The organism is Bifidobacterium bifidum ATCC 29521 = JCM 1255 = DSM 20456 (assembly GCF_001025135.1).
Lineage (GTDB): Bacteria > Actinomycetota > Actinomycetes > Actinomycetales > Bifidobacteriaceae > Bifidobacterium > Bifidobacterium bifidum.
Genome location: NZ_AP012323.1, coordinates 519,682 through 533,859, shown reverse-complemented (window position 1 = coordinate 533,859; position 14,178 = coordinate 519,682). Strand labels below are relative to the sequence as shown.

The following is a 14,178-nucleotide window of genomic DNA, read 5'->3' as shown; positions in this document are numbered from 1 at the left end:
ATAGCCAAATGCCGGCACAGCCAACACCGCCGCGGATATCCGGCTATGATTTCATCCAGCCACTCGGCACCGGCGCCACAGCCAGCGTATACCGGTACCATCAGCGCGTCCCCAGCCGCGACGTCGCCATCAAGGTCAGCAGCGCCACCCTCGACCCCCGCGCAGCCGCCCGATTCCGCAATGAGGCGAACTACATGGCGGAGCTTTCCGCGCACCCCTACATCCTTTCCATCCACGACGCCGGCGTGACCAGCACCGGACTTGGCTACATCGTGCTGGAATACGCGCCCGGCGGCTCCTATAAGGAGCTGATCCGCAAGCGACCACTCACCGCCGACCAGATGCTCGACCTGGGCATCAAACTTTGCAGCGCCCTGTTCACCGCGCACTGCAAAGGCATCCTGCACCGCGACATCAAGCCCGCGAACATCCTCATCACCCCGCAGGGACTGCCGGTGCTCGCCGATTTCGGCATCTCCACGAACGTGTATCAGGCGGGAACCCAGACCGGTTTCTCCGTGCCATGGGCCGCGCCGGAAGTGCTGACCGGACGCAGCGGCGGCACCGAAGCCGCCGACATCTACTCCTTGGCGGCGACCCTGTACGCCACACTGACCGGCCGTTCGCCGTATGAGCACGGTTATCAGGCGCATACGCAGCAGGAACTCGCGCAGGTCATCGTCAGTCGCCGCCTGCCGCCAATCGGCCGCCCTGATGTGCCCGCGGACGTCGAACGTGTACTCGTCAGGGGGCTCGACAAGAACCCGGACAACCGTTACGGCACGGCGCTGGAATTCGCCCGCGCGATGCAGCAGGTGCAACAGGCTTACTACGGCCATGCCACGCCCGTCACCGTGGAAGGCGTCCCCGAATATCCCAGCAGCATGACCGGCAAGCGCCGCGTCGCGCCCGGCCCCGCGAACGTGACGCGAATGGACGCTCCCACCGGTGCGTGGAAGAAGCCGCTGGCCATCACGGCCGTGGTCGTGGCTGCGCTGACGGCGGTCGTCCTGACGTTCGTCTTCGTCGTAATGCCGCACATGGATGACACCGCGACGCGCAACCGCACATCGGTCTCCACGCCGGGCGCCACCGGCGACTCCAACGGAACGGACGGCAATCCCGACGACATCACGGGAGCCGAAGTGGTGCCGACGCCCGAAAACCTGAACGGAACCTACGACGGCACCACCGTCACGTTCACCTGGACGAACCCGCAGCCCAAGGACGGCGACATGTACGCATGGTCGCCGGTACAGGGCAATTCTGCCACTTCCGTCCCCAGTACCAGCACCAACATCGTGGCCGACCGCAAAGTCGAGCTGCATGACGTGACCGACAAACAGACCTGCATCGAAGTGAAGATCGTGCGCAGTGACAAGCAGATGTCCCAGAATCCGGCCATCGCATGCGCGGTGAGGCAATAGGAACGCACTATATGAAGGACTGCACCATGCGGCACGGCATTGCACGAGAAGCGAGCGAACGAGAGAGAAGAGGATGCCATGAGCAAGCAGCCTAACCAGCGCCAACGCGAGCGGGCGTTCCGCTCCTCCATGCGCCGCCTGGTCTCGCCTGACGCGCACCGTTGGGCGATGCCCGTCATCGCGCTCGTCATGCTGATCGGCATCATCGCCGGCGCCATCTGGGTGAGCTCCATCACCCGCCAACACGTGCATCTCGACGACGGCACCGTTTGGGTCACCTCGCTCAAGAACCGCAAGGCGGCCCGCTTCAACGTCAAGCTCAAGGAACCGGATTCGGCGGTGGCCTCGTCTGCAGCCCGTTTCGACATCGTCCAGCACGACAGCGACACGGTGCTCACCGAAGGCGCGAAGGCCACCGGCATCTCCTCCGCCACGCTGGGTACCACCGGCAGGACGGAGACCAAGGGAGACACGACCGCGGTGACCGGCGGCGGCACCATCGCCTTCCTGAACACGAAAAACGGCAACGTGTGGGTCGGCCGCAGCTCCGACCTCAACTCCGTCAACCCCGCCACCAGCGACCCGTCCATGCGGCTGGGCACCGGAGGCAAGATCGCGGTCACCCATGACGGCACCGTGTACGGATACCGGCCCTCCGACGGTACCGTGCTCACGATGCAGGATCCGACAGGCAAGGCCGTGCAGGGTGGCTCCCTCACCGAAGGGAAGACCGTATCCGCCGACGATTTCACCGTGGTGGACGGCACCGCGGTCGTCACATCCGAGGGCAGACTGTACTGGCACAAGGGCAGCGCCGACACCGGCGCCAACAGCCCGTTGACGCTGCAATACCCCGACACGGACGGCCGTCAGGAGTCCTGGGTCGCGGCCGCCGGCAAGAACGGCCTGTACCTGGTCGAACTGGGCAAGGGAGAGAAGAAAGTCAACACGCTCACCTCCGGCGGTGCCGGAGACGCAGCCAAACCGGTCTCCACCGACGGCTGCGTGTCGGCCGCGTGGGCGCAAAGCGCGAACAATTACGTGCGTGTATGCTCGCCGAACGTCAGCAACCCGGAATTCGGCTCGCTGCAATCGGTCAGCGCCACGTCGGATTTGGTGTTCCGCACCAACCACCGCCTGACCGTACTCAACGACGTGGTCGACGGCAACGTGTGGAACCCTTCGGACTCCACCAAGGTCATCAAGATACAGTGGAACACCATCCAGACCGAGCAGACCGCCCAGCAGAAGCAGAACGACCAGTCCGCCAACAACCAGCGCAACTTCAACAAGACCTGTTCCGCGCAATCCGGGCAGATCAAGGCGCAGGACGACGAGATCGGCGCCCGCGCGGGCGGACAACAGATCCTCGACGTGCTGCGCAACGACGAGCAGACAGACTGCTCCGTGCTGCAGATCACCAAAGTCGGGGCCCCGGCGGGCGGCGATATGACCGTATCGCCGGTGTACGACGGCCGGTACCTGCAGCTGGACGCCTCGGCGGCCTCGGCCGGCACGGTGACGTTCACCTATGACATCAGCGACGGGCGCGGCCAGACCTCAACGGCCAAGGTGACGGTCACGCTGACCGGCTCGTCCGCCAATCACGCTCCCAAGCAGGCCGACACGCCGCCCGAATACGACGTGGAGCAGGGTGCCACGTACACGACGAACGCACTCGGCAGTTTCCAGGATCCAGACGGCGATCCGATGACATTGGTGTCGGCGGTCCCGCAGAACAGCGACCAGGTCGTCGTCTCCACCCGCGCAGACGGGCAGCTCGTGTTCAACACCGGTTCCGCCACCTCGGGGCGAGTGGGCGTGCAGGTCACCGTCTCCGACGGGCAGAACACCGGCACCGGACTCGTGTACTTCTCCATCCGCCCGGCAAACACGCTGCCGGCGACCATCGACGCCGTGGTCAAGCAGACCACACCGAACACCGAGACCACGGTCAACCTCAAGCCGTACGTGCATGGCACATCGGCGCAGCCCGCGCAGCTGTCCACCGTGGAACCGCCCGCGAAAACCAGCGCGACCATGAACGCGGCGGACCTGTCCTTCACATTCAAGGCCACCGCCACGGGCACGTATTACGTGCCTTACACCGTCACCCAAGGCTCCATCCCGTCCACCGGCCTCGCACGTCTTGAGGTGCAGCCGGCCGCGGGCAAATCCGCCAAGCCAGTCGTAGCCAACGATGTGGCGCTGCTCGGTTCGAACAACACCGCCATCGTCGAACCGCTCGCCAACGACGTGGATCCAATGGGCGGCGTGCTGTCGGTCACGTCGGTCGATGCCGACCCGTCGCTGGGCATCAAGACCGGCCTGGTGAGCCACAAGCGCGTGTATCTGACCGCACGGCAGGTGCCGACCAAGCCCGTGGAGATCACGTACACCGTCGCCAACGCGGCCGGCTCATCCACCGGCACGATAGTGCTGCAGCCGCCGGCACTGACCGCCGGCAACTCCGCGCCCAAGGCGTCGAACGTCAACACGCAGGTGCGCACCGACGGCATCGTGTCGGTGAACGTGCTCGACCATGTCTCGCATTCCGACGGCACCACGGTGACGCTGCAGCAGAAGCTGCAGTACGACAAGGACACGTTCAAGGGACTGGTGTTCGTTTCCGGCGACACCGTGCGTTATCAGGCTTCCAAACAGACGGGCGTGTTCCCGGTGACCTACACCGTCAAGGACAATCTCGGCAACTCGGCCTCCGGCACAATCACCATCACCGTGCATCAGAAGGACGCCAAGAACAAGGCCGCCCCCACTCCGCAGGACGTCGAGGCGCAGGTGGCCGCGGGTCAGAAAGTGCGCATACCGATCACACTGACCGGCATCGACGTGGACGGCGACGACGACCAGCTGCTCGGCCTGGGCAACAAGGCCCCGCAACTGGGACGCATCACCGAAGTCGGCGCGAACTACATGATCTACGAGGCGTACGAGGACTCATCGGGCACCGACACGTTCTCCTACGCGGTGGAGGATTGGACCGGCCAGCGCGCACAGGCACAGGTCAGGGTGGGCGTGTTCCAGGGCGCGTCCGACTCCGGCGTGTACGCGCGGGACGACGAGATCACGCTGCGCCCGCACACGGCGGCCACGGTGCCGGTGACGCTCAACGACATTTCCGGGGACAACACCGATCTGACCGTTTCGAAGAAACTGGAGTCACAGGGTATCTCCGGGGCGAGCGTGAAGGACAACATGATCTCGTTCACCACGCCCGACCAGGCGGGAACGTTCTACATCATGCACACAGTCGCCGATAAGGCCGGCCTGAGCGACACCGCGACGTTGACGGTCAACGTCGACCCGAATGCGACCATCGAGCCGCCCACCGCCTATGACTACCGCGTACCGTCCGCCGCGACCATCGACAAGCGGACCGTCGAGGTCGATGTCTCGCAGTGGATCGCCAACCCGTCCGGCACCGCGAACGAACTGAAGGTCGGCGTCGACCCGTCCGCCACCGACCACGCGAAGGTCAAGGGCGGCGAGAAGTCGACCGTCATCTCCGTGGATCTGACCGACGAGGCCCGTTCGGTGCCGTACACGGTAACGAACACGACGTACGGCATCACCTCCACCGCGTTCATCCAAGTGCCCGCATACGGCGTGTTCCCGCCGACGCTGCGTCCGAAGGCTCCGCCGCTGAAGGTGAACTCGCGCGAGACCATCACCATCAACATCGCCGACTATGTGCGTGTGGGCGCCGGCAAGACCGCTTACGTGCAGTCCCCCGAATCGGTCAGCGCCACCAAATCGGATGGCGGCGACCTCTACGTGAACGACACGACGCTGAAATTCACCGCGCCGAAGGATTACGGCGGTCCCGCCTCGATCACGTTCACCGCGGTGGACGGCAAGGGCAACGACAAGACGCAGATCATCAACTCCGCAGTGCTGACCCTGCCGATCACGGTCATCGGCCGCGAAGTGCCACCGCCGACCTTCTCGTCGTCCACGATCGACGTGGTGGCAGGTGAGGATGCGAAGATCATCGACCTGACCGCGCTGACCCACTCCCCCGCCGGCACATACGAAGATGAGAAGCAGTACACATATTCCGGCGGCAGCGAATCGGGCGGCATCACCGCGCGCGTCAGCGCCTCCGGCCAGTTGACCGTCAGCGCCCCCAAGGATGCTACCGTGGGATCGCTGGCCAGCATCCCCGTGACCATCATCTATTCGGGCGGCACGGTCAAGGCCGGCATGACCGCCCGCGTGGTGCAGTCGAACCGCCCGCTTGCCCGTATCGGCGCGAAGACGGTGAAGCTCAAGGCCGGTTCGACCGAACGGGTGGACCTGTTCTCCGACGCCTACAATCCGTTCCCGGATTCGTCGCTGACCGCCGTCAGCTGCAAGTCCGACGATTCGGCGAAGCTGACCGTGAACTGCTCTTCGAACGGCAACATCAGCATCACCGCCGGAACCGATATCGGCGCATCCTCGAACACCGTGCTCGTCACCGTGCAGGACGGCACCCGTTCGCGCGACCGACAGGTGACCGCCACCATCACCGTCTCCGTGGTGGACAAGCCCGGCGCGCCGCTGCTCTCCCCTGTCTCCGGGCAGCCGGCTGACGGTTCGGTGAACCTCTCGTGGACCGCAGGCGCGGCCAACGGCAGCCCGATCACCGACTACGAGGTCGATTGGGACGGCGGCAGCAAGTCGTGCGGCGCGGTCACCACCTGCCAGATCACCGGGCTGACCAACGGCAAGGAATACTCGTTCACCGTCAAGGCGAAGAACGAGGTCGGCTGGTCGAAGCCGTCTACCTCGGTCAAAGCCATGCCCGACAAGGTGCCCGATCCACCGAAGAAGGTCACCACCGAGGCCGGCTACCAGCGTGTGACGGTCAAGTGGGATGTTCCGGATTATGTCGGTACGAAGCCGGACAGCTACACGGTGACGCTGACCGGTTCGGGCGGCGGCTCCGTCACCAAGGAGACCTCCGGCAATTCCCTAGTGTTCCCAATCGACAACAGCGCCACCGGCGATGGCACCTCATACACCGCCACCGTCAAAGGAAAGAACCGTGCCGGCGAAGGCCAGCCCAGTGCCGCCAGCAACGCGGCGACGCCCTGGGGCGACCCGGACGCGCCGACGGTCAGCCTATCGGTAATAAAGGGCAATACATTGAAGGCCACGTTGACGCTCGGCAACATGCACAACGCGGGATGTTCCAGCGTGGAACTGAGCGGCGCAATCTCCGTGTCGGCCCCCTGCGGCACCCACACCTTCACCGATACGATCAGCCGCGATCAGTGGTATGAGGAGCTCAGTGTCAAGGCGACCGTGAACCCGCAGCAAAGCGGCGCCAAACCAGCTTCGGCTGACTCGAACAAGGTGACGCCGCAGTACAAGATACAGCCTCCGAAAAACCTGCAGGTGACGCTCAAAGGTAACGAGTGCTCCGTGTCAGTTGGCGGTAATGGCGAGCATGACGGACTCTCCATTTTCGCCAACGGTCAGGAGTACAGAGGCAACGGCGATTCAGCCGCCGCAACTTACCGCATCAACCCGTGGGAAACCTGCGGCACTGTATCAGCTACGCAGTCGTTCAAGGGGCACTCCAGCGAAGCCATCATATTTGACGGTAAGGGCCTTGTATACAAGACCCCAGCGAAGATCGAACCGCCTACGCTGGCGTGGAGCACGACAGACCGTAACCGCATCACGGTGTCCGGCGGCAGTGTGAACCTCTACGGTCAGCCGGCAACGGTCCTTGTCGCGTTCTCCACTACCAGCGGCAAGCCGACCGGTGAAAGTGATTGGAACGTCACATGGAGCACAGCTTCGAAGCAAGGGTACATCGATATCTCATCGTTCAGGATCGACACGGAAAAGCTGTATTGGTACATCAGCGTGACCGGTGCCGACTCCGCGCTGAACACCGCCGACGACATCAGGGAAGTCCAAGGAATGCGCAAACCGGCCGAGGGATCCGGAACGGTCACGGAAGGCGTAGACCCGAGCCGCATCCGACGCCGGTCGTTCGGTTCCATGCCATCCATCAGCACACTGGCCTCAAACCGACCATGATTTATCAACCATCCATCAACCGATACGACAACACCGTCCACCACACACATCAAGGAGTATCACGATGAGCGAGAGCAACGAACTCGACGACGCCACGCAACTGTCCGACAGGACGGTGTTGTCGGACAAGACCGTCCTGTCGTCCGGCAACACGGCTCAGTCCGCCGAGGCCACGACGAATGCAGCCGCACCGAGCACAGCGAAAAACAGTGCCGGGGAAAACGCAGCCGAGAAAAACGACACCGCGGAAGGCAACGCGGAAAAGAGCACAGTAGCGCGGTCCATCTCATCAGCGAGCGGCGATGGGACTGAGGTCTCCGATGAAACGGTGTTGTCCGACGGCACCGTGATTTCCGAGACACCGCATGCCAGGGGCGGTGCCGCGGTTGGTGAGGCCGACAAGTCGAAGGGGGCACCGACCGTGGCCATTCCTACGTTGCCGAAGCGCCGCGGAGGTGCTGCTGCCGGCAAGGCAATCCGAGGCAAAAAGTCGGCACAAGCCAAGCCGTCACAAGCCAAGAGTGTACAGAACAAGTCGGCGCAGTCCCCGGTGCAGAACAAGACGAACGGCGAGGCCGTCTCGCCCGTCAGTGACACCGGCGACAACACCACGAACAACGGCCCGGCCAAGACCGGCGTCGATCTCGATGCGACGCAGCTGAGCTCCATACAGCACCCGACCACCGCACCCGCGGCCAAGATTCCGAACGTCGCCTTTCCCAAAGCCAGAACCGCGAACACTCCCGTGGCGGCAGCCGCGCGCCCAGTGACCGCGAACCCGGCCGTCGCGAACACCAACCCGCAGACCCCGGCCAGCGCCGACGACATCGCCTACTTCAAGCAGGCGTTCGACGCGCTGCTCGCGAACGTCTCCACCGTCGTGGTCGGCAAGGCACATCCGATCCGTCTATGCCTGACCGCCCTGCTCGTCGGTGGCCATGTCCTGCTCGAAGACAACCCAGGCACCGGCAAGACTCAGCTGGCACGAGGCATCGCGAGCTCGATCAGCGCGTCGTTCAAGCGCATCCAGTTCACGCCCGACCTGCTGCCGTCCGACGTGGTCGGCATCACCTTCTACGACCAGAAGCACGGCGAGTTCGAGTTCCGCGAGGGCCCGGTATTCGCGTCCATCGTGCTCGCCGACGAGATCAACCGAGCCTCGCCGAAGACCCAGTCCGCACTGCTGGAGGTCATGGAGGAACAGAAAGTCACCGTGGACGGCGTCACACACGACGTGCCGCAGCCGTTCATCGTGATCGCCACGCAGAACCCGATCGAACAGCTCGGCACATACAAGCTGCCCGAAGCCCAGATGGACCGTTTCCTCATCAAGACGTCGGTCGGGTACCCCGGCCATCAGGTAAGCGTCGACCTCCTGCGGCAGGTCAACATCCGCGACCGCGCGCAGACCGTCTCCCCCGTGCTCGCCGGCGATGACATCCTCGCGCTGCGCGGCATCGGAGAGCGCATCCACATCGACGACAACATCCTCGAATACATCGTGCGCATCGTCGAGGCGACCCGTCATGACGAGAACATCGCCATCGGCTCGTCCATGCGAGGCGCGTTGGCGCTGACCCGCTGCGCGCGCATCTGGGCGGCCTCCGACGGGCGCGGATACGTGGTGCCGGACGATGTCAAGGATCTGGCGGTCGCCGTGCTGTCGCACCGCATCAAGCTCACCGCCGAAGCCACCTTCGCCGGTCTGACGACGGACGAGGCCATCAGCCGGATGCTGGAGACCGTGCCGGCGCCGTCGCTCGGCGCGTGAAAGGCGTTCCATGCGCAGGCACAACGACAGTTCATCATTCGAAGCAAGGCCGCAGAAGCCGCGGAAACCGCGCAAGCCGAAACCACGGAACGAGCGAGGCCAACAGGCATCGGGCAAGTCGGCGCGCCACAGGCGACGGCTTAGCTCGGCACGCCTGTGGCGCCGCTGCAAGCGCGCGGTCAGGCGATTCTTCACCTCGTTCATATCCCCACTGGGCTGGACCGTGGTCGTCATCGGCATCGTATGCGCGGCCGGATTCCCGTTGGTTCGCTGGCATGAGCTGCTCGCCATCGCCGCGGTGGCGCTGATGATGATCCTCTGCGCCATCGTGCTCTCGCTTGGCAATACCGGGTTCAAGGCGTCCATCGCCGTGTCGCGTCGCCGCGTCACCGTCGGCGACGACGTCCATGTGACCGTGGACATCGACAATCCCGGGCGCACCCCCACCACGACCGCACGCGGCGACCTGCCGTTGGGCGAGGCTCACGAGCGGTTCGGCATCCCCATGCTGGCGCCGGGCCAGTCCAAGCAGACCGATATCGAGTTCACCACCGTCTCCCGCGCCGTCCTGACCGTCGGACCGTTGAACATCCGCAAGGGAGACCCGTTCGGGCTGGTGCGCCACGAGAAGGCGCTGGCCGAACGCATCACCGTCTATATCCATCCGAACATCGCGCGGCTCAACACGCTCAACGCCGGCGTCGCACGGGATCTGGAAGGCCAGCCCAGCGGTCAGATCGTCGACGACGACCTCGACTTTTACGGGCTGCGCGAATACGAGCCGGGCGACGACGTGCGCAACGTGCACTGGCTCAGCTCGGCGAAGACCGGCACGCTGATGATCCGCCAGTACGAGGCGACGCGGCGGACCGACACGAGTATGACGCTCGACGTGAACCCGCAGGATTACGTCAGTCAAGAGGAGTTCGAGATGGCCGTGAGCGTGCACGCCTCGCTGGGCGTGCAGTGCCTCAAACAGGACCGTCCGCTGCAGACGCATGCCGGCAGCGCGCATGACACGCCGAAATTCCCGATGGGGTTCCTGGACGATTGCAGCGCCATCACCCCGCGGACCGACGACAACCCGAATCTGGTGGAGAGCACGCTGCGACACTCGCCCGACAGCTCGTTCTACTTCTTCACCGTCGGCTCGCTCAAGCAGCTCGACCATATCAAGCGCATGGTGCTCGCGCTGCCGAAATCCGCCACGTGCCTCGTGCTGCAGACCTCGCCGGGCGACGTGCGCGCAATCAAGCATTTCACGGACTTCACGCTGGCCACCGTCGGCTCGCTTGACGACCTGCCGCTCATCATGGAGGTGCTCGCATGAACGATGTGATCGACAGCTCACTCGGCTCGGACTCCGCCACGTCGGCCGTGGACGCCCTGCCCGGCCAGGTCGGGCAGACCCGGCGTCCGTTCTCTGGTCTCGGCTCGACCGTGACCGGCACGGGCACCACCACCGGCTCATGGGCGGAATCCACCCATTCAGTGATCTGGCTGACACGCGGCGGCAACCGTCTGCCGCTCGCCCGCGTCGGACGCCGCTCCTGGGGCACGAACCTCATCAGCGTGGCCGTCATCGCGCTGACGTCGCTGATTGCCGCATCCAATCTTCTCGACGTGTACGGATCAGCCGCCATGTGGGCCGTCGCCGCTGTACCGGCCACCCTGCTCGGCGCCCTCATCGCCTATGCAGGGACCGCACCCGCGCTGCGCCTGTGGTGGCAGATCGTGTTCCTGATCGTTGCGCAGGGCGTCATCGGCCCGGTCATCGCGCTGAACGACACCGCCATCAGCCATGTGATTCCCTCTGTGGAAACACTGTCACAGGGGTTCGTCAGCACCTTCGGCGCGTTCAAATACCTTATCGCCGTACCGCCGCCGACCGGTTCCGGCGATGGCAGCCTGATGGCGGCATGGACGATATGCCTGTGGCTGTCATTCCTCGCCGGCGTGTTCGCCATCGGCGACAAACGGCAGCTCAGTGTGCTGAGCCTGCTGCCGATCGCCATCGAACTGGTGGTCTGCGCCCTGTTGGGCACGCAGACCGGTTTCCAGCCCATAGCCTCCGGCGTTCTCATCGGCCTCATCATGATCGTCTGGCTGTCGTGGCGATGGCAACTTCTGGAACTGGGACGCTGGATCAGCGCCACGATCATCCTGCTGCTGGCGGCCGGCCTGGGCGTGGGCGCATGCATGGTCATCGGGCAGTCACGTCTGATCCTGCGCGACTACTACGATCCGCCGCTCAGCCCGTACGATTACGCAAGCCCGCTCAGCGGCCTGCGCTCCTACGTCAAGGACCACAAGGATGACACGCTGCTCACGGTCACGAATCTGCCCGAGGGCACGCCGGTCAGGCTCGCGGTGATGGACCAGTTCGACGGCAACGTGTGGAACCTGTCCGACTCCACCGAAGCCTCGGACTCATCCGACTACCGACGCGTCGGCACCCGCATCCCCAATACGGTGGACGGCAAGAAGTTCACCGCCACGTTCACCATCGACAAGGGTCTGAGCGACAAATGGCTGCCGCTGGCAGGAGCGGCGAGCAGCGTCGACGTCACGTCAGCGGGAAAGACCGGAGGCGCCAACGGAAATGGCGGCGGCGAATCCCGATCCTCCGCCGGCCACACGCTCTTCTACTACAACGAGAGCACGCAGTCGGCCATCATCCCGGCCGGGCTGTCCACCGGCATGACCTATACGGAAAGCGGCATCATCGCCCCCACACCCACCGACAAGGAGATCGCCAAGGCCAACGCGGCGGTCACCAACCAGCCGGGCACCAAGGACGTGCCTGACTCGGTGGGCAAGTTCGCCTCGTCGGTGGCGGGCGGCGAGGACACGGCCGGCGCGCAGGCGCAGGCACTGGTCGCGCAGCTCAAGGATTCTGGTTGGTTCTCACACGGCCTGACCGGCGACTATCCGTCACTGCCCGGACATGGCAGCTATCGCATCAACGCGCTGCTCGCTGGATCCGCGATGGTCGGCGACAGCGAGCAGTATGCCTCCGCCATGGCGCTGATGGCCCGCGAACTCGGCCTGCCATCCCGCGTGGTCATGGGCTTCCTGCCCAAGAACGACGACGGCGACATCAGCAACGACCGCACCGAAACGGTCAACGGCACCTCGACCGTCAAATTCACCGGCAACGACATCGAAGCATGGGTGGAGATCAATCTCGAAGGCTACGGCTGGGTCGCGTTCTATCCGACGCCTAAAGAGACGAAGATACCCGACGACAACCAGAACCTCACCCCACCCAACCCGCAGACGCTGGTCCGACAGCCTCCCGTGCCGCTCACCGACCCGCTGCGCGACGAGGAGCAGGCACACGGCAAATCGGCGCTGGCCGGCGAGGATGCCACCGATGAGCCGGCGGCATCCATCTGGAGCACCATCGGACGCATCGCGGCGAAAGTCGCCATCTACGGCAGCCCGGTATGGATACCGCTGCTGATCTGTCTGCTGATCCTCGCACTCAAGACCGTCGCCCTGGCCCGCCTGCGCCGGCGCGGCGACGCGCGGCAGCGCATCACCTCCGGCTGGCAGGCCGTGCACGCGCTCGCCGGGCAGAGCGGCATACCCGTCACCGGCACGCGCCGCGACCAGGCGCAGGCCATCGCACGGCAGCTCAACATCGACGGTGCCCCACTGATTGCGTTGGGACGACAAGCCGATTACGCGGCGTTCTCCGGCCAGCCGGTCACGCCCGAACAGGCAGGCGCCTACTGGCGTTCCGTACTGACGACCCGCAAGCTCATGCTCGCCTCGCAGTCCTTCATGCGCAGGCTGCGAACCCGCCTGTCATTGCGCGGAGTTTTCCATAACGTTCGTATACTGTCAAGTATTCGTACATGGCGGCACGGAGACAAGAGGAAGCCAGACGGGCGGCAACCCGCCAAACAGCGGCCCGTCAAGCGGAAATCCTCCACGAAACAGCCCGCTGGCCAGAAGCCCGCCACGCAACAACCATCCGCACGGCAACCCTCCTCACAGAAAGGCCGACAGTCATGAACGACATGCAAATTCACGTGGCAGCGGACAGCAACATCGGCCTGAGGCGACGCGCCAATCAGGATTCGTTCATCATCGACGACGGCGTGTTCCTCGTCTGTGACGGCATGGGCGGCGGCGTCGGCGGGCAACGGGCCAGCAGCGCCGCGGTGGATCGTTTCGAGACACTGGCGTCACGTTTCAGCCGGAGCCGCACGACCATCGGGCGTACGATCGACCTCGCCCAAGCCGACGTGCTCGCCATCGGCCAGGAGCTCGGCGGCGTGTCCGGCACCACGGTGACCGGACTGATCGCGCCAGGGCGAATCGAACGGGACGCGCCCGGCGATGTGGCGCTCGAAATCAACCCCGACATGGACTGGTACGTCATCAATATCGGCGACTCGCGCACATATCACATGGATGCCGACAGCGACGGCCAGTGGGACGCCTCCACGCTGTGTCGCATCACGCGCGACCACTCCCGCCGTCAGGAGGCCATCGACTCCGGTGAGATGCTGCCGGAAGATGCCGTCATCATCCCGCGCAACATCATCACCCAGTGCATCGGCGACCCGGACGGCATCAACCCGGACTTCTTCGCGGTCCGACCGACCGGCAGGTTCATCATCTGCTCGGACGGCCTGCACGGCGAAGTCGATGACGCCGCCATCGCCGCCACTGCTGCGGCATGCGCGGACCCGCAGACCGCCGTCGACGAACTGATCCGCATCGCTCTGGAAGCGGGCGGTACGGATAATGTCACCGTAATTGTTCTGGACATAACGGGCGAGTATGCTGGGCAGAAGGTGTGGCATGCCAGTAGGCTCGCGCAGCAGGAGGATCTCGAAACGGTCAGTGACGAGACGCTTGACACCATACGCATCCAGAAACCGGCCAACCAAATCTGAACATCAAGGA

Annotated in this window: 6 protein-coding genes; all 6 read left to right on the top strand. The window is 64.6% G+C overall.

Annotation, left to right across the window (positions count from 1 at the left end):
* Positions 1-8 precede the first annotated feature (8 nt).
* The 6 genes from BBBF_RS02125 to BBBF_RS02100 all read left to right on the top strand — a co-directional run bounded on the left by BBBF_RS02125 (position 9) and on the right by BBBF_RS02100 (position 14,168).
* Positions 9-1,427, top strand: coding sequence for a serine/threonine-protein kinase (locus BBBF_RS02125; RefSeq protein WP_021647676.1), 1,419 nt, complete (start codon positions 9-11; stop codon positions 1,425-1,427).
* Positions 1,428-1,505: 78 nt separating this feature from the next.
* A complete protein-coding gene (locus BBBF_RS02120; protein WP_033509965.1) occupies positions 1,506-7,484 on the top strand; it encodes an Ig-like domain-containing protein in 5,979 nt (1,992 codons plus the stop codon).
* A 64-nt stretch (positions 7,485-7,548) separates the two neighbouring features.
* Positions 7,549-9,255 (top strand): AAA family ATPase, encoded by a 1,707-nt coding sequence (locus BBBF_RS02115; protein ID WP_021647674.1) that lies wholly within the window; start codon positions 7,549-7,551, stop codon positions 9,253-9,255.
* Between the two features lie 10 nt (positions 9,256-9,265).
* Positions 9,266-10,585 (top strand): DUF58 domain-containing protein, encoded by a 1,320-nt coding sequence (locus BBBF_RS02110; RefSeq protein ID WP_003820083.1) that lies wholly within the window; start codon positions 9,266-9,268, stop codon positions 10,583-10,585.
* Positions 10,582-13,278 (top strand): transglutaminase TgpA family protein, encoded by a 2,697-nt coding sequence (locus tag BBBF_RS02105; RefSeq protein ID WP_021647672.1) that lies wholly within the window; start codon positions 10,582-10,584, stop codon positions 13,276-13,278. The genes BBBF_RS02110 and BBBF_RS02105 overlap by 4 nt, the downstream gene beginning before the upstream one ends.
* A complete protein-coding gene (locus BBBF_RS02100) occupies positions 13,275-14,168 on the top strand; it encodes a PP2C family protein-serine/threonine phosphatase (RefSeq protein WP_021647671.1) in 894 nt (297 codons plus the stop codon). The genes BBBF_RS02105 and BBBF_RS02100 overlap by 4 nt, the downstream gene beginning before the upstream one ends.
* Positions 14,169-14,178: the final 10 nt, after the last annotated feature.